Origin of the sequence: Streptomyces virginiae (genome assembly GCF_041432505.1) — a bacterium.
In the GTDB taxonomy this organism is placed as follows: domain Bacteria; phylum Actinomycetota; class Actinomycetes; order Streptomycetales; family Streptomycetaceae; genus Streptomyces; species Streptomyces virginiae_A.
Genome location: NZ_CP107871.1, coordinates 6952187 through 6973951 on the forward strand (window position 1 = coordinate 6952187; position 21765 = coordinate 6973951).

Annotated in this window: 17 protein-coding genes and 1 pseudogene; 11 read left to right on the plus strand and 7 right to left on the minus strand. The window is 71.6% G+C overall.

All coding sequences use genetic code 11. The features are described 5' to 3' along the window. Positions 1-19: 19 nt before the first annotated feature. The 3 genes from ccrA to OG624_RS32185 form a co-directional block, all read right to left on the minus strand. Entirely contained in the window at positions 20-1357 is a 1338-nt protein-coding gene (ccrA, locus tag OG624_RS32175) for a crotonyl-CoA carboxylase/reductase (protein WP_033220140.1), read from the minus strand. Between the two features lie 380 nt (positions 1358-1737). Beyond that, positions 1738-2550: a TetR family transcriptional regulator gene (locus OG624_RS32180; protein ID WP_033220138.1), complete on the minus strand. Its 813-nt coding sequence runs from the start codon at positions 2548-2550 to the stop codon at positions 1738-1740. Between the two features lie 163 nt (positions 2551-2713). Continuing rightward, on the minus strand, positions 2714-4513 hold the full coding sequence (locus OG624_RS32185; protein WP_033220136.1) for a 3-hydroxyacyl-CoA dehydrogenase family protein: 1800 nt from the start codon (positions 4511-4513) through the stop codon (positions 2714-2716). A gap of 393 nt (positions 4514-4906) precedes the next feature. On the opposite strand from OG624_RS32185, the gene OG624_RS32190 reads away from it, so the two are divergent. Further along, on the plus strand, positions 4907-5461 hold the full coding sequence (locus OG624_RS32190) for an adenylosuccinate lyase (RefSeq protein WP_266353869.1): 555 nt from the start codon (positions 4907-4909) through the stop codon (positions 5459-5461). Positions 5462-5471: 10 nt separating this feature from the next. Here the strand turns inward: OG624_RS32190 and OG624_RS32195 are convergent, their stop codons facing one another. The 3 genes from OG624_RS32195 to OG624_RS32205 form a co-directional block, all read right to left on the minus strand. Continuing rightward, positions 5472-5891, minus strand: coding sequence for a RidA family protein (locus OG624_RS32195; RefSeq protein WP_033220134.1), 420 nt, complete (start codon positions 5889-5891; stop codon positions 5472-5474). A gap of 46 nt (positions 5892-5937) precedes the next feature. Next, the gene (locus tag OG624_RS32200; protein ID WP_266353870.1) at positions 5938-7530 is read right to left on the minus strand and encodes an alpha/beta hydrolase; all 1593 of its coding nucleotides are present in this window, start codon (positions 7528-7530) and stop codon (positions 5938-5940) included. A gap of 112 nt (positions 7531-7642) precedes the next feature. Next, positions 7643-8674, minus strand: coding sequence for an Rv2578c family radical SAM protein (locus tag OG624_RS32205; protein ID WP_371640108.1), 1032 nt, complete (start codon positions 8672-8674; stop codon positions 7643-7645). 110 nt (positions 8675-8784) lie between these two features. Between OG624_RS32205 and OG624_RS32210 the strand changes: the two genes are divergently transcribed. From OG624_RS32210 to OG624_RS32235, 6 genes are all read left to right on the plus strand, one after another. After that, positions 8785-8928: a hypothetical protein gene (locus OG624_RS32210; protein WP_161292504.1), complete on the plus strand. Its 144-nt coding sequence runs from the start codon at positions 8785-8787 to the stop codon at positions 8926-8928. 33 nt (positions 8929-8961) lie between these two features. Then, complete coding sequence (locus tag OG624_RS32215) at positions 8962-9642, plus strand: hypothetical protein (protein ID WP_371640109.1); 681 nt, start codon at positions 8962-8964, stop codon at positions 9640-9642. Positions 9643-9672: 30 nt separating this feature from the next. Beyond that, the gene (locus tag OG624_RS32220; protein WP_033220130.1) at positions 9673-10116 is read left to right on the plus strand and encodes an SRPBCC family protein; all 444 of its coding nucleotides are present in this window, start codon (positions 9673-9675) and stop codon (positions 10114-10116) included. A gap of 274 nt (positions 10117-10390) precedes the next feature. After that, positions 10391-11224, plus strand: coding sequence for a M55 family metallopeptidase (locus tag OG624_RS32225; protein WP_371640110.1), 834 nt, complete (start codon positions 10391-10393; stop codon positions 11222-11224). Positions 11225-11315: 91 nt separating this feature from the next. Continuing rightward, positions 11316-12641: a M20/M25/M40 family metallo-hydrolase gene (locus OG624_RS32230; RefSeq protein WP_352163436.1), complete on the plus strand. Its 1326-nt coding sequence runs from the start codon at positions 11316-11318 to the stop codon at positions 12639-12641. 13 nt (positions 12642-12654) lie between these two features. After that, positions 12655-14685: a prolyl oligopeptidase family serine peptidase gene (locus tag OG624_RS32235; protein WP_371588761.1), complete on the plus strand. Its 2031-nt coding sequence runs from the start codon at positions 12655-12657 to the stop codon at positions 14683-14685. A 111-nt stretch (positions 14686-14796) separates the two neighbouring features. Here the strand turns inward: OG624_RS32235 and OG624_RS32240 are convergent, their stop codons facing one another. Next, entirely contained in the window at positions 14797-15462 is a 666-nt protein-coding gene (locus OG624_RS32240; RefSeq protein WP_371589880.1) for a hypothetical protein, read from the minus strand. Between the two features lie 150 nt (positions 15463-15612). Here OG624_RS32240 and OG624_RS32245 point away from each other — a divergent pair. From OG624_RS32245 to OG624_RS32260, 4 genes and pseudogenes are all read left to right on the plus strand, one after another. Continuing rightward, positions 15613-16064, plus strand: a pseudogene (locus tag OG624_RS32245) (SseB family protein). After that, the gene (locus tag OG624_RS32250; RefSeq protein WP_033220122.1) at positions 16064-16630 is read left to right on the plus strand and encodes a hypothetical protein; all 567 of its coding nucleotides are present in this window, start codon (positions 16064-16066) and stop codon (positions 16628-16630) included. The pseudogene OG624_RS32245 and the gene OG624_RS32250 overlap by 1 nt, the downstream one beginning before the upstream one ends. Then, positions 16631-21292, plus strand: a complete 4662-nt coding sequence (locus OG624_RS32255; protein WP_371640111.1) for a putative T7SS-secreted protein — start codon at positions 16631-16633, stop codon at positions 21290-21292. It abuts the gene before it with no gap. Beyond that, the gene (locus OG624_RS32260) at positions 21279-21764 is read left to right on the plus strand and encodes an Imm50 family immunity protein (protein ID WP_371588763.1); all 486 of its coding nucleotides are present in this window, start codon (positions 21279-21281) and stop codon (positions 21762-21764) included. Before OG624_RS32255 ends, OG624_RS32260 begins: the two co-directional genes overlap by 14 nt. Position 21765 lies beyond the last annotated feature (1 nt).

Here is a 21765-nt window from a genome sequence, read left to right on the forward strand (position 1 = left end):
CTTAGGCCTTTGAACGGTCTCAGACGTTGCGGAAGCGGTTGATGGCGTCGAGGTGCTTGGCGCGCATCTCGTGGTCGCGGACGCCCAGGCCCTCCTCGGGGGCCAGCGCGAGGACGCCGACCTTGCCCTGGTGGAGGTTGCGGTGGACGTCGTAGGCGGCCTGGCCGGTCTCCTCCAGGGAGTAGACCTTCGACAGGGTGGGGTGGATCTTGCCCTTGGCGATCAGGCGGTTGGCCTCCCACGCCTCGCGGTAGTTGGCGAAGTGCGAGCCGACGATCCGCTTCAGCGACATCCACAGGTAGCGGTTGTCGTACTGGTGCATGTAGCCCGAGGTCGAGGCGCAGGTGGTGATGGTGCCGCCCTTACGGGTGACGTACACCGAGGCGCCGAAGGTCTCGCGGCCCGGGTGCTCGAAGACGATGTCGATGTCCTCGCCGCCGGTCAGCTCGCGGATCTTGGAGCCGAACCGCTTCCACTCGCGCGGGTCCTGGGTGTGCTCGTCCTTCCAGAACTTGTAGCCCTCGGCGTTGCGGTCGATGACCGCCGTGGCGCCCATGGCCCGACAGATGTCCGCCTTCTCGGGGCTGGAGACCACGCAGATCGGGTTGGCGCCGCCGGCCAGTGCGAACTGGGTGGCGTAGGAGCCGAGGCCGCCGCTGGCGCCCCAGATCAGGACGTTGTCGCCCTGCTTCATGCCGGCGCCGTTCTGGGAGACCAGCTGGCGGTAGGCCGTGGAGTTGACCAGACCGGGGGAGGCGGCCTCCTCCCAGCTCAGGTGGTCGGGCTTCGGCATCAGCTGGTTGGACTTGACCAGGGCGATCTCGGCCAGGCCGCCGAAGTTGGTCTCGAAGCCCCAGATGCGCTGCTCGGGGTCGAGCATCGTGTCGTTGTGGCCGTCGGAGGACTCCAGCTCGACCGAGAGGCAGTGCGCGACGACCTCGTCGCCCGGGTTCCAGGCGTTGACGCCGGGGCCGGTGCGCAGCACGACGCCCGCGAGGTCGGAGCCGATGACGTGGTACGGCAGGTCGTGGCGCTTGGTCAGCTCGGACAGGCGCCCGTAGCGCTCCAGGAAGCTGAAGGTGGAGACCGGCTCGAAGATCGAGGTCCACACGGAGTTGTAGTTGACCGAGGAGGCCATGACGGCGACCAGGGCCTCGCCCGGGCCCAGCTCCGGAACCGGGACGTTGTCCAGGTGGAGGGACTTGCGCGGGTCCTTCTCGCGTGTCGTCAGCCCCGCGAACATCTCCGCCTCGTCCTTGTGCACGGTGATCGCGCGGTACGAGTCGGGCAGCGGCAGGGCTGCGAAGTCTGCGGCGGTGGCGGACTGCGACTGAATCGCGTCCAGGATGTCCTTCACGGTGAGCCTCCGGCTAGCGCTGATGAGGGTGCGCTGAGGTAAACGGGGTGCGTGGTGCGGGTGTGGTGTGCCGTCGGTCCGGCTGGTGCGGTGCTGCTGGGCTACGCCCGTGGTGAGGCGTGCGGTGCCTGGTGACGCAGGCAATCCGGGGCGCGTTCCACGCCGTGTGGGCGAGGGTCGCGGGGACATCCGGACGACTTCAACGTATGGCACCCCGTGTCACCCGGCAAGGCACCGCGTGCCAAAACTTTCTCTCATTTGCCGATTGACCTGCACCGATGAGCGATGATCGATCAGAGTTACCCGCGAGTAGGGGCAAGCCGGACAAACGAAAGCGGCCGCCCCCGGAACGGGAGCGGCCGCTGTGACGAGAGTGACTCCTACGTGGCGCGCAGCGCCTCTTCGATGGTGCGCATGACCTCGTCCAGCGGGGCGTCCGTGCGGGCCACCGCCACCAGTACCTCGCCCTGCGTCCGCACGGCAGCCGGCGCGGCCGGCGCCGAGCCCGGGGTACGGCCCGCGCCGATGCCCGAACCGAAGGTCTTCCGGACGATCGAGAAGGCATGGTCCAGCTGCGCCTCCACGTCCCCCTGGCCCCCCGCGCGCAGCCAGCGCCGCAGCACGTGGTTGTGGGCCGTGACCACCGCCGAGGCGGCCACCTCGGCCAGCAGCGGGTCGTCGTTGCCGTCGTGGTGGTCGTGCTCGTCGAAGTGGGCGAGCAGGTAGCGAGTGAACAGCCGCTCGTACCGGGCCACCGAGGCGATCTCCCGCTCCCGCAGCGCCGGCACCTCGCGGGTCAGCCGGTAGCGCTCCACCGACACCGCCGGCGAGGCGGCGTACATCTTCATGACTTCCTTGATCCCGCGGCACACCGTGTCGAGCGGGTGCTCGTGCGCCGGGGCCACGTCCAGGACGGCCTCGGCGCGGGTCAGGGTGTCGTCGTGGTCCGGGAAGATCGCCTCTTCCTTGGACCGGAAGTGCCGGAAGAAGGTCCGCCGCGCCACCCCGGCGGTCGCGGCGATCTCGTCGACCGTCGTCGCCTCGTACCCCTTGGTCGCGAAGAGCTCCATGGCCGCGGTGGCGAGCTCGCGGCGCATCTTGAGCCGCTGAGCGGCCGCCTTGGTGCCGGCCGGGCTCTCCGGGGTCTCGGAGGCCGTGGTGGCGCGGGGCGAGGTCTTGGCGGGCTGGGACATAGAGCGAAAGTACTTCATTCGTGCAGGGGAGCGCGCCTGCGGGGGGTGGGGGAGGGGTGGATGCGGGGGAGAGCCCGCACTGGGCTCGTGAGGGTTGGCCCGCCGTGAGGGTCCGGCGGGCCCGAGCAGCCCTCCCCACGCATCCGGCTCGTGGCCCGACGGATTACCGGCGGGCGGCGTACTCACGGAATCCGCGGCCGGTCTTCCGGCCCAGGCAGCCCGCCGCCACCAGGTGCTCCAGCAGCGGGGACGGGGCCAGGCCCGGGTCGCGGAACTCCTTGTGCAGGACCTTCTCGATGGCCAGCGAGACATCCAGGCCGACCACGTCGAGGAGCTCGAACGGGCCCATCGGGTAGCCGCCGCCCAGCTTCATCGCCGCGTCGATCTGGTCGATGTCGGCGTAGTGCTGCTCGACCATCTTGATCGCGTTGTTGAGGTACGGGAACAGCAGCGCGTTCACGATGAAGCCGGCCCGGTCGCCGCAGTCCACCGGGTGCTTGCGCACCTTGAGACAGATCTCGCGGACCGTGGCGTGCACGTCGTCGGCCGTCAGGACGGTCCGGACCACCTCGACCAGCTTCATCGCCGGGGCCGGGTTGAAGAAGTGCATGCCGATCACGTCCTGCGGACGCGAGGTCACCCGGGCGACCGCGATGACCGGCAGCGAGGAGGTGGTGGTGGCCAGCACCGCACCCGGCTTGCAGACCTTGTCCAGGGCCGCGAACAGCTCCTGCTTGACCGCCAGGTCCTCGGCGACGGCCTCGACGGCCAGATCCACCTCGGCGAACGCGTCCAGCGACCCCGCCGGAGTGATCCGCTCCAGGGTCTGGGCGGCGCCCTCCTCGGTCAGGCGGCCCTTGGACACCGCACGGCCCAAGGACTTCCCGATCGCGGCCTTGGCGGCCTCGGCCTTCTCCTGGCTGCGGGCGGCGAGCACCACGCTGTAGCCGGCCTGCGCGAAGACCTGGGCGATCCCGCTCGCCATGGTCCCCGAGCCGGCCACGCCGACCGAGTCGACCGGACGACCGCCGCCCACCAGCGACCCGTCCAGCGGGGTCTGCAGGTCACGGACGATCACCGAGCTGCCCGGCGCCTCGTACGTGTAGAAGCCGCGACCGGACTTCTGCCCGGTCAGGCCCGCCTCGGCGAGCTGGCCCAGGATCGGGGCCGGGGCGTGCAGCCGGTCGCCGGAGGAGGTGTACATGGCCTCCAGGACGGTACGGGCGGTGTCCACGCCGATCAGGTCGAGCAGCGCGAGCGGGCCCATGGGCAGCCCGCAGCCGAGCCGCATGGCCGCGTCGATGTCCTCGCGGGAGGCGTACCGGGCCTCGAACATGGCCGCGGCCTGGTTGAGGTAGCCGAAGAGCAGGCCGTCGGCGACGAAGCCGGGCCGGTCACCGACCGGGACGGGCTCCTTGCCGAGCTCCCGGGCCAGTTCGGTGACCGCCTCGACGGCCGGAGGGGCGGTCAGGACGCAGGAGACGATCTCGACGAGCTTCATCGCCGGGACCGGGTTGAAGAAGTGCAGGCCGAGCACGCGCTCCGGACGCAGCGACTCGGCGGCCATACGCGTCACCGACAGGGCGTTGGTGCCCGTGGCGAGGATGGTGTCGGGCCGCACGATCGCGTCGAGCTCGCGGAAGACCTGCTGCTTGATCTCGTACGACTCGGGCACGACCTCGATGACCAGATCGGCCTCGGCGGCGGCGCCCAGGTCGGTGAAGGTGCGGAAGCGGGCGAGCACGTCGGCCCGCTCCTGCTCGGTGAGCCGCTCCCGGGCGACGGAGCGCGCGGTGGCCGCGGCGAGGGCGGTCCGGGCCCGGTGGGCCGCGGCCTCGCTGATGTCGATGCCGATGACCTCGCGACCGGCTCGGGCGAGGACCTCGGCGATGCCGGTGCCCATCGTGCCGAGGCCGACGACGGCGATGGTCTGGAGGGTGGGCTGACTGGACTGACGGTCCATCGAGGGACTCCAGTGGAAGAGGGTGACGACTGAGGGGCGCGCGGCGCACGACGCGCGGATGCCGTACGGAAGAGCCGTGCGGTGGAAGGACCCGGGGTGAGTGGGCCCGAGGAGGGGAGCCCGCGGGGAGAAGACTCCCTGGGGCGAGAACGGCGGAACCCTGTCCCGGGGTCACACCGTGGAATACGAACCGACCGGCACGAGGCGGCTGCGTCACCAGGCCGCCCTCGTACGTGTTGAAACGACAGTAACTCGCCGGTAACTGGTCCGCCAGAGCGCGGAGATGTGACCTGTACCGCCCAAATGTACCGATCATCGATCATCGATCAACCGGCTGTCTCCGATGTCCCGAAACCCGGCACGGCGACCGCTGTGTCCCCCTAGGGTGGCCGGGTGAACGACGTGCTGGAGCGCCTGCGGGCGGAGGCGGGACCGTCACCCGAGTACGAGGTGCTGCTCACGGCCGCCCCCGACGACCTCGCGGCCTCCCTGACCTCGGCCGGGCTGCCCCTGTGGGCCCGCGAACTGGCCGCGTACCGGCTCGGCCTCGCCGGAGACCGCCGGGCCTTCGAATCCCTCGTGCTGCTCCTCAACCACCGGGACCCGGCCCGCTGCGCGGCCGCCGCCGAGGCGCTGGCCGTCCTCGACGACCCGCGCACCGCCCGAGCGGCGGCGGCCCTCGCCACCAACAGCCTGCGCACGGCCTACGCCCTGCAGCCCGTGCGGCTCCTCACCGCCCTGCGCGCACCCGAGTCCGTACCGGCCCTGCTGGCCACCCTGGGACGGCTGCTGTCCCCGCACGAGCCGTACTGGCGGGTGGCCCTGGCCTGCGTCGAGGGCCTGGGCGCCCTCGCCGACCCCCGCGCCCGGGACCTCCTCGTCCGCGCCCAGTCGCATCCCCGGCTGGCGGTGGCGGCGACGGCCGCGCTGCGCGATCTGGGCCGTTGATCGCGGCCCGCTATCCGGCGACGACCGCGAAGGCCTCTATCTCGACCAGGAGTTCGGGCCGGAACAGCGCCGAGACCTCGACCGCCGAGGAGGCCGGGAGGCGGTCGGCCGGGATCACCGCGTCACGGGCCTCCCGTACCGCCGGCAGGTGGGCGACGTCCGTGACGAAGTAGGTGAGCTTCACGACGTCGTCGAAGGTCGCCCCGGCCGCCGCCAGGCACCGGCGCAGGTTCTCGAACACCTGCCGGGCCTGGGCGGCCGGATCCCCCTCGCCCACGACCTCGCCCCGCTCGTCGAGCGCGCACTGTCCGGACACGGCGACGAAGCGCCCCGTGCCGAGGACGACATGGCTGTAGTGGGGGCTCGGGGCGACTCCTTCCGGCGCGGCGATACGGGTGAGAGGGCTGCGGGGCGACGGTGTCGTGGTCATGGACACGATCTTGCCCGCTCGCCCTCCCGCCCCGACCCGTGGGGCGTCAGCCCCGGAAGCCGAGCAGGCCGTGCAGGGCCGCGCCGCCGGCGGACGCGGGCACCGCGCGGGTCGCCGTGGTCGGCTTCGGCGCCGCCTGGGCGGGGCAGGTGGCGTCCGTGGCCTTGCCCGTCGTCAGATACGCCGACACCTTCTCGTCCAGGCACTTGTTGCCGCTCAGGGCGATGCCGTGGTTGCCGCCGCCCTCCTCCACCACCAGGGCCGAACCCGACAGCTTCTCCCGCATGCTGAGCGCCCCCTCGAAGGGGGTCGCCGCGTCCTCCGTCGCCTGCAGCAGGAGGGCCGGCGGGAGATCCGCGTTGGTCACGTCCGGCGCGTCCAGCGGCTCCGTCGGCCAGAACGCGCACGGGGCGTTGTACCAGGCGTTGTTCCAGGTCATGAACGGAGCCTTGGCGTGGGTGCGCCACATGTCCGCCCGCCACTGGTTCCAGTCCTTCGGCCAGGCCGAGTCGCGGCACTGGACCGCCGTGTAGACGCTGTAGCCGTTGCCCGCCGAGGGCTCCACCGCGCCGAACCGCTCGTAGGCGGCCACCAGCGGCTTAGCGTCCTTGGCCACCGTGTACGCGGCGAAGGCCTCGGCCAGGTTCGGCCAGTAGCCGTTGTAGTACCCGCCCGGCATGAAGGTGTCCTCCAGCTCCGCCGGACCCACCTTGCCGCCCGCCGGACTCTCCCGCAGCGCGTCCCGCATCGCGTACCAGGCGCGCTCGACCGCAGCCGGGTCGGTGCCCAGCTTGTAGGTGGCGTCGTACCGGGCCACCCAGGCCAGGAAGGCCTTGTGGCGGGCGTCGAAGGCGAGGTCCTGGGAGAGGTTGTCCTCGTACCAGACCCCGCCCGGGTCGACCACGGAGTCCAGGACGAGCCGGTGCACGCGGCCCGGGTGGAGCTTGGCGTACACCGCGCCCAGGTAGGTCCCGTAGGAGTAGCCGAAGTAGCTGATCCGCTCCGCGCCCAGAGCGCCGCGCAGCGCCTCGATGTCCCGGGCGGCCGAGACGGTGTCGATGTACGGGAGAACGTCCGCGTGCTTGGTCCCGCAGGACTCGGCGAAGGAGCGCACCCGGTCCAGGTTGGCCCGCTCGGTGGCCTCGTCCATGGGGACGGAGTCCGGCCGGGCGGGCTTGAAGTGGCCGGCGGCGCAGTCCAGGGTGGGCTCGCTCTTGCCGACGCCCCGCGGGTCGAAGCCGATCACGTCGTACTGGGCGGACACCTCCTTGGGGAGGGCGGAGGCGATGTAACCGGCGAGGCTGAGGCCGCTGCCGCCCGGGCCGCCGGGGTTGACCAGCAGCGGGCCCTGGGAGGTGGGGCCGGTGTGCGGGACCCGGGTCAGGGCGAGGGTGATCTGCCGGCCGTCGGGCCGTGCGTGGTCGAGGGGCACCTTGAGGGACGCGCACTGCAGCGTCGGGTAACGCGGGGTCTTGCAGCCGGTCCAGCGCAGCGCTGCCCGCGCCGGCGCCTGGGCGGCCGGATCGGCCGGTGCGGCGGGCGCGGCCGTGACCGGGCTCGCGAGAGCGGCGGCGACGGTGGCGGCGACGGTGGAGATCGACAGCAGGACAGCGGCGCGCTTCTTCAAGGGGTGGAGCATGAGGCCTCCCAGCCGAGGGTTCTGGGCGGAATCGTCCCGGAAACCGCGCCTGGAAGGCGGGATTGGGCCGCTGATTGGCCCGATGTGATGACCGTTCAGGCCGCGTCGACGATCACAGGAGGCTGAGCTGCGTGGCCCCGGCGGGCGCGGAATCGTCGGGACGCTCCGGAACGACGACCCTGCGGGCCTCGCCCCGGCGGGCCGGGCCGATGCCGAATTCGGCCGCCAGTTCGTGGACTTGGCGGGTGATCCGGCGCTGGTACCAGGTGGGCGCGTACGACCCGCCCGCGTACATCCGCTCGTACCGGGGGACCAGGTGGGGGTGGTGGGCGCCCAGCCAGGCCATGAACCACTCGCGCGCCCCGGGCCGCAGATGGAGTACCAGGGGTGTCACGGAGGTCGCGCCGGCCTCGGCCACGGCCCGTACCGTCGCCCGCAGCTGCTCCGGGGAGTCCCCGAGGAAGGGGATCACCGGGGCCATCAGCACCCCGCACTCGATCCCGGCGTCGGTGAGGGTCCGTACGGCGGCGAGCCGGGCGGCGGGTGAGGGGGTGCCCGGCTCGACGGTCCGCCAGAGCCCGGTGTCGGTGAAGCCGACCGAGACGGAGATGCCGACCTCGGTGACCTCGGCGGCCTCCCGCAGGAGGGGGAGGTCACGCAGGATGAGCGTGCCCTTGGTCAGGATCGAGAAGGGGTTGGCACGATTGCGCAGCGCCTCGATGATCCCGGGCATCAGCCGGTAGCGGCCCTCGGCACGCTGGTAGCAGTCGACGTTGGTACCCATGGCGATGTGCGCGCCGGTCCAGCGGGGCGAGCCGAGCTCGCGGCGCAGCAGTTCGGGAGCGTTGGTCTTGACGACGATCTGCGAGTCGAAGCCGATGCCGGTGTCGAGGTCGAGGTAGCTGTGCGTCTTGCGGGCGAAGCAGTAGACACAGGCGTGACTGCATCCCCGGTACGGGTTCACGGTCCATTCGAACGGCATGCGCGAGGCGCCGGGCACCCGGTTGACGATCGACTTGGCGCGTACCTCGTGGAAGATGATCCCCCGGAACTCGGGGGTGTCGATGGTGCGGGTCACGACGGCCCCGGCCCCGAACAGCGCGGCCGGCCCCGCGGATCCCTCGGTCAGGTTCTCCCAGCGCATGAGGCGCCTCCCTCGGTAGCTCTGGCGCCGAGAATAGAACAAACGTTCCCATGATCGTGCGAGTCGAAATCCCTTTGGTCGCATCGGAGCGGCTGTGCGATCTTCCGGCCATGGCTGGAATGCGGATCGTGGTGTGCCTCCCCGGCGAGGCCCGGACCAGGCTCGACGAGGCTCTCGCCGAGGCGATGGCCCCCTTCGCGATCGACTTCACCCGGGGCGAGGACATGGACATCTGGGACGCGTGGGGCATCTGAGGCAACGGCACCCACCGCGACGGACTCCAGCTGTTGCCGGGGTACGAGGACGACCCGCGGATCGTGCGCGACCGCAGCGATGAGGGCGTGCCCGGCTGGTGCGCGGGCGGGCCCCGTGAGGCGATGGCCTTCGCCGAGATCCGGGCCGAGGCGCGGGAGATCGCCCGGGCCGCGTGGGACCTGTGGCGGGAGCTGTCCCGGAGCCACCCGCCGGCCGAGCCGCGCCGTGTGGTGTGGGACTCGCCCTGGCCGACCCCGGAGGAGTACCGGGCCGGGCATCAGGCCGAGCAGGAGGCGAGGGCGGCCTTCGAGGGCCGGCCACTGGTCATCGCCTACCGGGAGGGCGTGGCCGCCCTCCTGGAGGCCCACCGCGGGTACGACCTCGGCGGGTTCCTCCACGATGGAGCCGCCGCCGAGACCGTCGGGCTGAGCGGCCGGGAGGAGTTCGCCGCCGCCGTGAGTGCCGGGACCCCTTGGCACCGGCACGTGCTCACCCTCGACGGCTGGTGGTACGGGGAGGACGAGCACGCCGTCCACGGCGGCTGCGACGGCCCGGACGCCTGCGTCCACCGCCCGCCCCTGCCCTGGCTCCGGGGGGCGACCAGGACCGGGTACCTGGAGGAGCTGCCCGGGGACACGCTCCTGGTCAAGCTCCGCTGCCACGTCCGACCCGGATTTGGGCCACCGCCCCGGAGGTGGTTGGCTTCGCCGTGACGAGCGGACACAACTGCTGGAGGAACAGCTATGGCGCAGGTCGAGGCCACCACGGAGCGGATCATCGCGGCTGACGCGGAGACCGTGTTCGACGCGCTGGCGGACTACACCGGGACCCGCAAGAAGCTGCTGCCCGAGCACTTCAGCGAGTACGAGGTGCGCGAGGGCGGCGACGGCGAGGGCACCCTGGTGCACTGGAAGCTGCAGGCCACCAGCAAGCGCGTGCGCGACTGCCTGCTGGAGGTCAGCGAGCCCACCGACGGTGAACTGGTGGAGAAGGACCGCAACTCCTCCATGGTCACCACCTGGCGGGTCACCCCCGCCGGTGAGGGCAAGTCCAAGGCCGTGGTCACCACCGTCTGGAACGGCGCCGGCGGCATCGGCGGCTTCTTCGAGCGCACCTTCGCGCCCAAGGGTCTCGGCCGGATCTACGACTCCGTGCTGGAGAACCTGGCCACCGAAGTGGAGCGCTGAGCAACGGCGTTGACGGTGAGGTCGGAATCGCGGCCTCACCGGATCGGGTGAACCCGGCGCGCCGACCGTCCGCAGGCCGCGCGCGGGCGGACCGGCGGGGCCACGGGCCGGCAGGGCCACGGGCCGGCGGGTCGCCGCCGAGGTACCGCGCACCCGCGGGCCGCGTGCCCGGGGTCGGCCACCGCGCGCCGCGCCGGGGCGTGCGCCCCACGGCCTGCGGAGGTCTCGGCGGCTAGGGTGGCACCCTGAGCGCAACCGACCGCCCGGGGGCCCGATGAAGATCCTCATCTCCGCCGACATGGAAGGCGCCACCGGCGTCACCTGGCCCGCGGACGTGCTGCCCGGAACACCGCAGTGGGAACGCTGCCGCGCGATGTTCACCTCCGACGTCAACGCCGCCGTACTCGGCTTCTACGACGGCGGAGCCGACCAGGTCCTCATCAACGAGGCGCACTGGACCATGCGCAACCTGCTCCTGGAGAAGCTCGACGCCCGCGCCGAGATGATCACCGGCCGGCACAAGACCCTCTCCATGGTCGAGGGAGTCCAGCACGGCGACGTCGACGGCATCGCCTTCGTCGGCTACCACACCGGAGCCGGCTCCGAAGGGGTCCTCGCCCACACCTACCTCGCCAACTCCATCACCGGAGTCTGGGTCAACGGGACGCGCGCGAGCGAGGGGCTGCTCAACGCGCACGTCGTCGCCGAGTACGGGGTCCCCGTCGTCCTGGTCACCGGCGACGACCTCACCTGCGTGGACGCCGCCGGATACGCCCCCACGGCCGTGACCGTGGCCGTCAAGGACCACGTCTCGCGCTACGCCGCCGTGTGCCGCACCCCGGCCCGTACCGCCGCAGACATCCGGGCCGCCGCCAAGGAGGCCGCCGCCCTGGCCGTCCGGCACGAGCCGGTCCGGGGCGGCCCCTTCACCGTGGAGCTGGAGTTCGACGCCGCGCACCTGGCGATGTCCGCGACGGTGGTCCCCGGCGTGGAGCGGTCCGGCGAGCGCAAGGTCGCGTACTCCAGCGAAACCATGTACGAGGGGATCCGGGCCTTCAAAGCGGTCACGATGGTCGTCTCGGCGGCCGTGGAGGAGCAGTATGGCTGACATGTGCGCAATCAACGCCGAGGCCCCGGCCGGCGTCGCCCACGCCGCCCGCGTCGTCGACACCGCGGATGCGGTGGAGGTCGTGGACGTGATGGACGCGGTGGACGCGGTGGCTCTCGACGAGGCCGTCGAGTTCACCTCCGGCCTCATCAGGATCGACACCACCAACCGGGGCGGCGGCGACTGCCGCGAGCGCCCCGCCGCCGAGTACGTCGCCGAGCGCCTCGCCGCCGCCGGCCTGGAGCCGCTCCTGCTGGAGCGCACCCCCGGCCGTACCAACGTCGTCGCCCGGATCGAGGGCACCGACCGCAGTGCCGAGGCCCTCCTCGTCCACGGCCACCTCGACGTGGTCCCGGCCGAGGCCGCCGACTGGAGCGTGGACCCCTTCTCCGGCGAGGTCCGCGACGGGGTGGTCTGGGGGCGCGGCGCCGTCGACATGAAGAACATGGACGCGATGGTCCTGGCGGTCGTACGGGCCTGGGCGCGCGCGGGAGTCAAGCCGCGCCGGGACATCGTGATCGCCTACACCGCCGACGAGGAGGACAGCGCGGTCGACGGCTCCGGCTTCCTCGCCGACCACCACCCGCACCTCTTCGAAGGCTGCACCGAGGGCATCGGCGAGTCCGGGGCCTTCACCGTGCACGGCGGCCCCGGTGGCCGCGCCCTCTATCCGATCGCGGCGGGCGAGCGGGGCACCGCCTGGTTGAAGCTGACCGCGCACGGCACCGCCGGTCACGGCTCCAAGCCCAACCGGGCCAACGCCGTCAGCCGGCTCGCCGCCGCCGTCGCGCGGATCGGTGACTACGCCTGGCCGGTCCGTCTCACGGACACCGTGACCGCCTGCATCGTCGAACTCGCCGCCCTGCAAGGCCTGTCGGTGGACCCGCGGCGGCCGGGCCTCGACGTCGACGAGCTCCTCGACGCACTCGGCCCGGCCGGCTCCCTGGTCCGCGCCACCGTGCGCAACAGCGCCAACCCGACCATGCTGAGCGCCGGTTACAAGCTCAACGTGATCCCCGAGCACGCCACCGGATACGTCGACGGGCGGACCGTGCCCGGTGGTGAGGCCGAGTTCGTCGCCACCCTCGACGCCCTCACCGGCCCCGACGTGCGGTGGGAGTTCCACCACCGGGAGGTCGCCCTGCAGGCCCCCGTGGACGGGCGGACGTACGCGATCCTGCGCGAGTCGGTCGAGCGGTTCGACCCGGACGGCCACGTCGTCCCCTTCTGCATGGCGGGCGGCACCGACGCCAAGCAGTTCTCCCGCCTCGGCATCACCGGCTACGGCTTCTCCCCGTTGAAGCTGCCGCCCGGCTTCGACTACTGGGCGCTCTTCCACGGCGTCGACGAGCGGGTGCCCGTCGACGCCCTGCACTTCGGCGTCCGCGTCCTCGACCACGCACTGCGGAACCTGTGAGCGGGGCCCGGTGATGACGGCGACGACCCGGCCCTACGGCAGTTGGCCCTCACCCATCGACGCGGGCCTCGCCGCCTCCCTGGACGGGCGGCCCGAGTACCTCGGCACGGTCGGCCCCGAGGTCTGGTGGACCGAACCCAGGCCCGAGGAGGCCGGCCGCCGCACCCTGGTGCGCCGCCGCCTCGTCGACGGCGAGCCCGAGATCACCGAACTGCCCGCCCCGTGGAACGTGCGCAGCCGCGTCACCGAGTACGGGGGCCTGCCCTGGGTAGGTGTCGAACGGCCCGCCGACGGACCCCTGTTGGTCTTCGTCCACTTCGCCGATCAGCGGCTGTACGCGTACGAGCCCGACGCGCCCGGCGACCCCGAGCCGCGGCCCCTCACCCCCGTCTCCCGGACCGGCGGCGGCCTGCGCTGGGCCGACCCGGTGCTGCGGGGCGGCGAAGTGTGGTGCGTCATGGAGGAGTTCACCGGGCCCGGCCCGACCGATGTGCGGCGCGTGTCGGCCGCCGTACCGCTCGACGGCTCGGCGGCCGAGAACCGCGGCGCGGTACGGGAGTTGACGCACGACCGGTACCGGTTCACCACCGGGCCCCGGCTCTCCCCGGACGGTCGGCGCGCCGCCTGGCTGGTGTGGGACCACCCCCGGATGCCGTGGGACGGTACGGAGCTGCGGGTCGCGGAGGTCACCGAGGGCGGGGAGCTCGCCGACGCCCGGACCGTGCTCGGCGGCCCCGACGAGGCCGTCGCCCAGGTCGAGTGGACGGCCGAGGGCAACCTCCTCGCGGTCAGTGACCGCGGCGGCTGGTGGAACCCGTACAGCGTGGATCCGCGGACCGGCTGGGCGATCAACCTCTGCCCGCGGGAGGAGGAGTTCGGCGGACCGCTGTGGAAGCCGGGGCTGCGCTGGCTCGCACCGCTCCCCGGGGACACCCCGCACACCGCGGGCTCGGGGGCCGGGCTCGTCGCCGTCCTGCACGGACAGGGCTCCTCGGTGCTCGGCATCCTCGACCCGGAGAGTGGCGACCTCGTGGACGCCGCCGGGCCGTGGACCGCCTGGCAGCCGACCCTCGCCGTGCACGGCACCCGGGTGTACGGGGTCGCCGCCAGCCCGCGCAGCGCGTACGAGGTGGTCGAACTGGACACCGCCACCGGGCACGCCCGGGCGGTCGGCGCGCAGCGCCCGGACCCGGTGGACCCGGCCTACTATCCGGAGCCGCAGAGCCGCACCTTCCTCGGCCCCGACAACCGCCAGATCCACGCGTACGTCTACCCGCCGCACCACCCGGCCTGCCGGGCCGCCGCCGACGAACTGCCCCCGTACGTGGTGTGGGCGCACGGCGGACCCACCGACCACGTGCCGCCCGTACTCGACCTGCAGATCGCCTACTTCACCTCGCGCGGCATCGGCGTGGTCGAGGTGAACTACGGAGGTTCCACCGGCTACGGCCGCGCCTACCGGGAGCGGCTGCGCGAGCAGTGGGGCGTGGTGGACGTGGAGGACTGCGCGGCGGTGGCCCACGCGCTCGCCGCCGAGGGCACCGCCGACCCCGCCCGGCTCGCCATCCGCGGGGGCAGCGCGGGCGGTTGGACCGCCGCGGCCTCGCTCGCCGCCACCGACCTGTACGCGTGCGCCGCGATCATCTATCCGGTGCTGGACCTGCTGGGCTTCGCCGAGGAGACCCACGACCTGGAATCCCGCTACGTCGAGAGCCTGGCCGGGCCGCCGCAGACCCTGGCCGTACTGAGCCGCGAGCGTTCCCCGGTGGCGCGTGCCGACGGGATCACGGCGCCGTTCGTCCTCCTCCAGGGACTGGAGGACCCGATCTGCCCACCGGCCCAGGCGGAACGGCTGCTCGACGCCCTGCGGGGGCGCCCGGAACCGGTGCCGCACGCGTACGTGACCTTCGAGGGCGAGGGCCACGGTTTCCGCCGGGCGGACACCATGGTGCGCGCGCTGGAGGCCGAACTCTCCCTGTACGCACAGGTCTTCGGCATCGAACGCACCGACGTGCCACGGCTGGACCTGGACCTGGACGGCTGACGCGGGGCGCGCAGGCTCCGGGCGACGGAGCCGCGCAGCAGGGCTCCGGCGGCGATGACGGCGCGTCAGGCCCCGCAGGCGGCCAGGACCGGACCGGCGGCGCCGGGTCGATCACCGGGCGGAAAGCCAGACCCGTAGCGGTCCGATCGCCGTGAACCCGGCCCGGACGGCCGCCTCCAGGTCCTCCCCGTGCTCGTAGCCGACCACGTCCAGCTCCGGCCACCGGTCGGCAACCGCAGCGAGGACACCCGCCCAGGCGGCCCCGAACAGGTTGGACACGCCGACCACACCGCCGCCGGTGGTCGCGACGGCCCCGGCGACGATCCGACCGCCGGCGCGCCCGGCCAGGAAGACGATCCCGTCGCGGAGCAGGGCCGGCCGGAACAGCCGGTCGCCCCCGTGGTCGTCGAAGGCGGCCTCCCAGGCCGCCAGTTCCTCGGCGTCCGCGACCTCGGACCACTCCAGCCCGGCCGCTTCCCCCTCGGCTTCGGGGAGCGGGTCCCCGGCGGGCCGATGGATCCACTGCGCCTCGAACAGGACCTCGAAGCCGTCCCCGGCCAGGTCCAGGTCGGCGAAGCTGTCCTTCACGGAGCAGCCGGGCGAGTCGATGTCGACACCCCGAACCACGCTCCGCGCCGGCACGGCAGGTTCCAGGGTGACGGCATCGGGATACATCGGCGGAGTCCGCCGCGCGCTGAACCACAGGCGCTCGCCGTCGTGGCCCGGCGTCAGCCCGTGCGCCCGACAGACCGCGTCACACCACGCTGCGTTGTTCATCGCGGCCTGGCGGAGCACCGTGGTCCGTGTCGTCTCGTCCGTGATCACGCGGGTGATGGTGCCACCGCCCGGCGACGATGTCGATCCGATTGTGCGATCAAGATATTGTTCCTCCTTTGCGTGTGCATCATGCGGAGGGAACACGGCGCCATGGGACTGACCGAACAGATAGCCGGTTACCGTGAAGGCCGGGGGGATCCGGCGCGCCTGGTGGGGGAGTTCCGCCGTACCACCCTGCTCGTGCCGCTCACCAACACCGACGTCGATGTGGACGCCGAACGTCCCTTTGTCGCCGCCGGTGGTCTGATGTCGGCGGTGTCGGGTGGGATCCGCTGGCTGTACGCGTTCACGGACGAGGAAGCCCTCGCCCGGTTTGCATGCGCGCGGGGGAGGACGGCCGAGAGTGGCCGTACCTGGCGATGCTCGGCGCCCGGCTGCTGGACGCGGTCGTGCCGATGTCTGACCGTCCGGCGGGAGTTGCCGTCAATGTTGCGGACGGTGACGGGTCGATGCTGTTCCCGCCGGTGGCCGGGATCGTCCCCGACGCCTTCGCCGTGGACGTCGATCCGGGCGCCGACGGCGGCCATGGGGCGGTGGCCTGATGGCGGGCGACGGTGACCTCGAAGTCTCCCCGCAAGCGGTCGCGGCGATCCGGTCCGGTCTGCGGGCCGCGATATCCGAGCTCCGCGAGTCCGGGGACGCGGCGGGCGCCTCACAGGGCGCCGGCTTCGAGAACTTGTCGATGACGGGGATGGAGACCGGACACGCCGGACTGGCGGCCGACTTCGAGGACTTCTGCGAGCGCTGGGAGTGGGGCGTGCGCGCCCTGATCCAGGACGCGTCGACACTCGCGGCGAACCTGGGAATCGCGGCGGGGACGATGTGGGAGGAGGAGCAGTACATCGAGGGCTCCTTCAAGGTCGTCGCCAACGCCGCGTACGGAAATCCGTACGCGAGCGAGGACGAGATCGAGAAGAAGAACTGGGGCGACATCTTCCGCGCCGACGTCTACAAGCCGGACTACAGCGACGAGTCGTTCGACAAGAGCGCCAAGGACATCAAGCAGACCTGGTCGGACACCAAGGACACGGTGACCTCGAACGGCAAGATCGGTTCGTTGATGGACCTGCTGGACCAGACCGGCGTGAGCAACGGGGGGAAGGGCTAGATGGGCTGGCGGGATTGGGTACCGGACTCGGCGGAGGACTGGGCCGAGGACCGGGCGGAGGACCTCGGTGACTTCGTCGAGTGGGGCGGCGACAAGGCCGCCGGCTGGGCCGACGAAGTCGGCGCGGACAGCGCGGGCGACTGGCTCCGCGACAAGAGCCGCTCCGCCGCGAACCAGCTCGGCGCGGAGGTCGGCGAGCTCGAACTCGGGCAGACCGACGACCCGAAGCGGCTGGTCTACGGCAGCACTGCCAAGATCCGCGAACAGGTCGCCCACCTGAGCGACTTCAAGAAGGCCTTCGAGTCCGTCGGGAAGGGCCTGAAGAACCTCGCCGAGCCCGACGGCCTCAAGGGCGCGGCCGCCACCGCGTTCCGGGAATCCGTCGCGAAGGAGCCGCCGCGCTGGTTCGACGCGGCCGACGCCTTCGCCAAGGCCGCCGATGCCATGGGCCGGTTCGCCGAGACCGTCGAGTGGGCCCAGGGCAAGGCCAAGGAGGCCCTGGAGGACTACAACAAGGCGCTGAAGGCCTCCCAGGACGCCTACGACGCGCACGAGAAGCTCCGCAAGACCTACAACGACGCCTTGAAGGCGAAGTCGGATCACCTGCCGCCGCGGCCGTCGGACGACTACACCGACCCCGGGAAGGAGATGGAGAAGGCCGCGAAGGAGAAGCTCGACAGCGCCCGCAAGCAGCGCGACGAACAGGCCGACACCGTCGCGGCGGCCGTCCGCGCGGCCCGGGACGCCGCCCCGGCCAAGCCCTCGTACAGCGAGCAGCTCGCCGACGGCATCGACTACCTCGACCTGGCCTCCACCCACCTGGTCGGCGGCCTCCTCAAGGGAAGCGCCGGCGTCGTCAACTTCGCTCGCGGCCTCAACCCGTTCGACCTGTACAACCTGTCCCACCCCGCCGAATACCGGACCAACCTGAGCTCCACCGCCGCCGGCCTGGTCGTCATGGCCAACGACCCCGTGGGCGCGGGCAAGCAGATGCTCGACGAGTTCATGAAGGACCCCACCGAGGGGGTCGGCAAAATGATCGCCGAAGCCATCGGCTCCAAGGGCACCGGCGCGGCCAAGAGGCTCGCCACCGCCACCAAGCACCTGGACGACGCCAAACACCTGGACGACGCCAAGGGCCCGGCCCGCAGAGGCAACGACACCGACGGGCCGCACAGAGACGAACGGCCCGACTGTGACAAGCGGTGCGACGGGACCGACCCCGTCGACCTGGCCTCCGGCCGGATGTTCCTTCCGCAGACCGATGTCGTGCTGCCCGGTGTCCTGCCGCTGGCCTTCACCCGGCGCGCGGAATCGGGATACACCGGCGGCCGCTGGTTCGGCCCGACCTGGTCGTCCACCATCGACCAGCACCTGGAGGTCGATGCCCAGGGAGTGGTGCTGGTCACCGAGGACGGTCTCGCCGTCCCGTACCCGCACACGGCCCCCGGCCTGCCCGTACTTCCGCTCTCCGCCTCCGCGCCACGCCACCCGCTGGAGCGCACCCCGGACGGGGACTGGACGCTCACCGACCCCACCTCCGGTCACATACGCCGCTTCACCCCACCCGCCGGCGCCCCCGACAGCAACGGCATCGCACCCATCGCCCAGCTCGAGGACCGCAACGGCAACCTCATCACCTTCGAGTACGACGAGCACGGCACCCCGCTCGGCATGTCCCACACCTGTGGCTACCGCCTCCGCTTCGACACCGCCGAAGGCCGCGTCACGGCGCTCCACCTCGACGGCGGGCCGCGCATCCTCGCCTACGGCTACCGCGACGGGCATCTCACCGAGGTCACCAATTCGTCCGGCCTGCCGCTGCGCTTCAGCTACGACGACCGTGCCCGCGTCACGTCCTGGACCGACACCAACGGCAGTCGCTACGCGTACGCGTACGACGACCTCGATCGCTGCGTCTCGCAGGGCGGGGCCAACGGGCACATGATGCTCGCTTTCACCTACGGCGAGCCCGACCCACGGACCGGCCTGCGGACCACCACCACGACCACGCCCGACGGAGTGGCCCACCACTACCTGGTGGACAAGGCGTACCGCGTGGTGGAGAGCCATGGCCCGCTGGGTACGGCGACCCGCTCCGCGTACGACGCCCGCGGCAAGCCGGCCGCCCTCACCGACGCGCTCGATCGCACCACGGTCTTCGGCCGTGACGACGAAGGCAGACTGGTCTCCGTCGTCCGACCCGACGGCCGGGAGCTCAACGCCGAGTACGATCGGGCCGGACGGCTCCTGTTCCAATCCCGCGCTGACCGGACCTCGTGGCGGTTCACGTACGACGAGCGGGGCAATCGCACCTCCCGTACCGGCCCGGTCGGCGGCACGACCCGCTACACGCACGACGTCGTGGGGGGTGTCACGTCGGTCACCGACGCACTCGGTGGGAGTACCCGGATCCGCTGCAACCGCGCAGGCCTGCCGGTCGAGATCACCGACCCGCTCGGGGCTGTCACCCGGTACGAACGGGACGTGTTCGGGCGGGCGGTCCGGATCACGGACGCGCTCGGCGGGATCACCGCGCTGGAGTGGACGCCGGAGGGCCGGCTCGCCCGACGCACGGAGCCCGACGGTTCCTCCCGGTCCTGGGCGTACGACGGCGAGGGCAACTGCGTCCGCCACATCGACGCGCTCGGCGGGACCACCACCTTCGAGTACGGCGACTTCGACGTGCTGACAGCCCGCACGGACCCGGACGGCGCGCGCTACACCTTCGCCTACGACGCACGACTGAGGCTGACCGAGGTCGTCAACCCGCACGGGCTCAGTTGGCGGTACACGTACGACGCCACCGGGATGCCTCGCTCCGAGACCGACTTCGACGGCCGCACCGTCGAGTACACGCACGATGCGGGCGGGCGGCTGGTCGGTCGGGTCAACGCCGCGGGGCAGACGGTCCGCATGGAGTACGACGTCCTTGACCACCGGACCGTGAAGGACGTGGACGGCGCCGTCATCCGGTACGAGTACGACTACTCCGACCGCCTCGCGTCGATCACCGGTCCCGAGGGTGCCTTGACGTACCTTCGCGACCGCTTCGGACGTATCTGTCAGGAGACCGCCGGAGGGCGGACCCTCACCCGCACCTATGACGAGCTGAGCCGCGTGGTCTCCCGGACCACGCCTTCCGGAGCGACCGCCGAGTGGACGTACGACGCGGCCGGCCGGCGGACCGGACTGACCTCGTCCGGCCGTCGGATCGCCTTCGAGCGAGATGCGATGGGTCGTGAGACGGGCCGCCGTATCGGTGACGCGGTCATGCTCGACCTCGAGCGCGACGCCCTCGGGCGCCTCGTGGACCAGCGGGTCACCGGGGCCGACGGCAGCCTGCTGCAGCGGCGGGGCTACGTCTACCGGGCCGACGGATACCTCGTGGGCGTGGACGACATGCTGGCAGGCGAGCGGACGTACGAGTTGGACCCGGTCGGCCGGGTCACCGCGGTGAGTGCCGCCGACTGGACCGAGCGCTACGCCTACGATGCCGCCGGCAACCAGACGGACGCCGACTGGCCGGAGGCCTGGCCGGGTGGATCCGACGCCACAGGGCCACGTACGTACGAGGGCACCCGGCTCACCGGCGCGGGACGGGTTCGGTACGAGTACGACGCCATGGGCCGGATCACGCTCCGACAGCGCACCCGGATCTCACGCAAGCCCGACACCTGGCGCTACGCGTGGGACGCGGAAGACCGGCTCACCGCGGTGACCACCCCTGACGGAACGCTGTGGCGCTACTCCTACGACGCGCTCGGCCGCCGCATCGCCAAGCGCCGCTTGGCCGCGGACGGCGTCACCGTGACGGAGGAGGTCACCTTCGTCTGGGACGCCATGACATTGTGCGAACAGACGACCACCGTGCCGGACGAGCCGCGCGCGGTCACCTTGACCTGGGACCACGACGGCATCCAGCCACTCGCCCAGACCGAGAGGCTGACCGATGCCGACGGACGGGAGATCGACAGTCGGTTCTTCGGGATCGTCACCGACCTCATCGGTACGCCGACAGAACTCGTCGACGAGGCGGGTGAGGTGGCCTGGCGCACGCGCAACACCCTGTGGGGCGCCACGACCTGGAACACGGATGCGCACGCCTACACGCCCCTGCGCTTTCCGGGGCAGTACTTCGACCCCGAATCGGGTCTGCACTACAACTGCTTCCGCTACTACGACCCCGAGACCGCCCGCTATCTGTCGGTCGACCCCCTCGGCCTCGGCCCCGCTCCGAATGCCTCCACGTACGTCCCGAATCCCCTGCTGTGGTCGGACGCGCTGGGGCTGGCGCCGGACGTCTGCCCGCCGAAGGTGGGCCGTAACAGGGACGAAGCCAAGGCCCAGGCCCTACGCGATGCAGGTATACCTGAAGGACAGGAACCGTCGGTGGTGGACGACTGGGTACCGGCGACGAAGCCCGACTGGCAGGGCGGTGGGCAGGTGATGGGCCCGGATCACAAGCCGATCTACTACACGGAGGAGTGGTACGAACTACCCAACGGCGACATTGTCATCTACCAGGACCACTGGTTCGGCCACCAGACTCCGGGTGAGGCCGGGTACCAGCCGCCGCACGTGCATGTCCGGCCCGAGAACAAGCCTCGCACCGGGCACATACCGGGGACAGAGGAGCACTATTACTATGACCTGGACTGACTTTGTGGTGAATGCGAGGGCCATTACCACGTATTACGACGTGGTTCCCGAACTGAGCGGAGTGCGCCTGCGCTCGGTTCACCTGGATGGGTGGGGCTGCGCGGTGACCTTGCGGCTGGACCTGCCGCGTTTCTTTGATCGATCGGACGATATGCCCGGCGACACCGCGCAGTGTCATATCCAGTTCCTCATGGTCCAGGATTTCCGCATGGAAGGGTGGCGGCGCGCAGTCACGGCGGATGTCACACTGCACGAGCAGCCGGAACATCGACTGGCTGTTCAGGTGAGAGGGTCTGGCGTTGCGGTGTCGTTCACGTCGAACGCTTCACTCAAGGTGGGCAGGATCAGCTCCTTCAGGCGCACCGCGGACGGCGGCGACGGCGGGCAACATCATTTCTCCAGGCCGCTCGAGAGAAAGCGCTACCCCATGATCCCTCCTACGTATTCGAGCACTTTCTATGAGCGTGTGTGAA

Excerpts from the sequence above, each read along its gene's own strand:
- OG624_RS32260 (WP_371588763.1), top strand. The coding sequence starts at position 21,279 with ATGACCTGGACTGACTTTGTGGTGAATGCGAGGGCCATTACCACGTAT.
- OG624_RS32205 (WP_371640108.1), bottom strand. The coding sequence starts at position 8,674 with ATGCGCTGGGAGAACCTGACCGAGGGATCCGCGGGGCCGGCCGCGCTG.
- OG624_RS32240 (WP_371589880.1), bottom strand. The coding sequence starts at position 15,462 with ATGAACAACGCAGCGTGGTGTGACGCGGTCTGTCGGGCGCACGGGCTG.
- OG624_RS32210 (WP_161292504.1), top strand. The coding sequence starts at position 8,785 with ATGGCTGGAATGCGGATCGTGGTGTGCCTCCCCGGCGAGGCCCGGACC.
- OG624_RS32180 (WP_033220138.1), bottom strand. The coding sequence starts at position 2,550 with ATGTCCCAGCCCGCCAAGACCTCGCCCCGCGCCACCACGGCCTCCGAG.
- OG624_RS32195 (WP_033220134.1), bottom strand. The coding sequence starts at position 5,891 with ATGACCACGACACCGTCGCCCCGCAGCCCTCTCACCCGTATCGCCGCG.
- OG624_RS32235 (WP_371588761.1), top strand. The coding sequence starts at position 12,655 with ATGACGGCGACGACCCGGCCCTACGGCAGTTGGCCCTCACCCATCGAC.
- OG624_RS32225 (WP_371640110.1), top strand. The coding sequence starts at position 10,391 with ATGAAGATCCTCATCTCCGCCGACATGGAAGGCGCCACCGGCGTCACC.
- OG624_RS32230 (WP_352163436.1), top strand. The coding sequence starts at position 11,316 with ATGGACGCGGTGGACGCGGTGGCTCTCGACGAGGCCGTCGAGTTCACC.
- OG624_RS32220 (WP_033220130.1), top strand. The coding sequence starts at position 9,673 with ATGGCGCAGGTCGAGGCCACCACGGAGCGGATCATCGCGGCTGACGCG.
- OG624_RS32255 (WP_371640111.1), top strand. The coding sequence starts at position 16,631 with ATGGGCTGGCGGGATTGGGTACCGGACTCGGCGGAGGACTGGGCCGAG.
- OG624_RS32200 (WP_266353870.1), bottom strand. The coding sequence starts at position 7,530 with ATGCTCCACCCCTTGAAGAAGCGCGCCGCTGTCCTGCTGTCGATCTCC.
- OG624_RS32185 (WP_033220136.1), bottom strand. The coding sequence starts at position 4,513 with ATGGACCGTCAGTCCAGTCAGCCCACCCTCCAGACCATCGCCGTCGTC.
- OG624_RS32250 (WP_033220122.1), top strand. The coding sequence starts at position 16,064 with ATGGCGGGCGACGGTGACCTCGAAGTCTCCCCGCAAGCGGTCGCGGCG.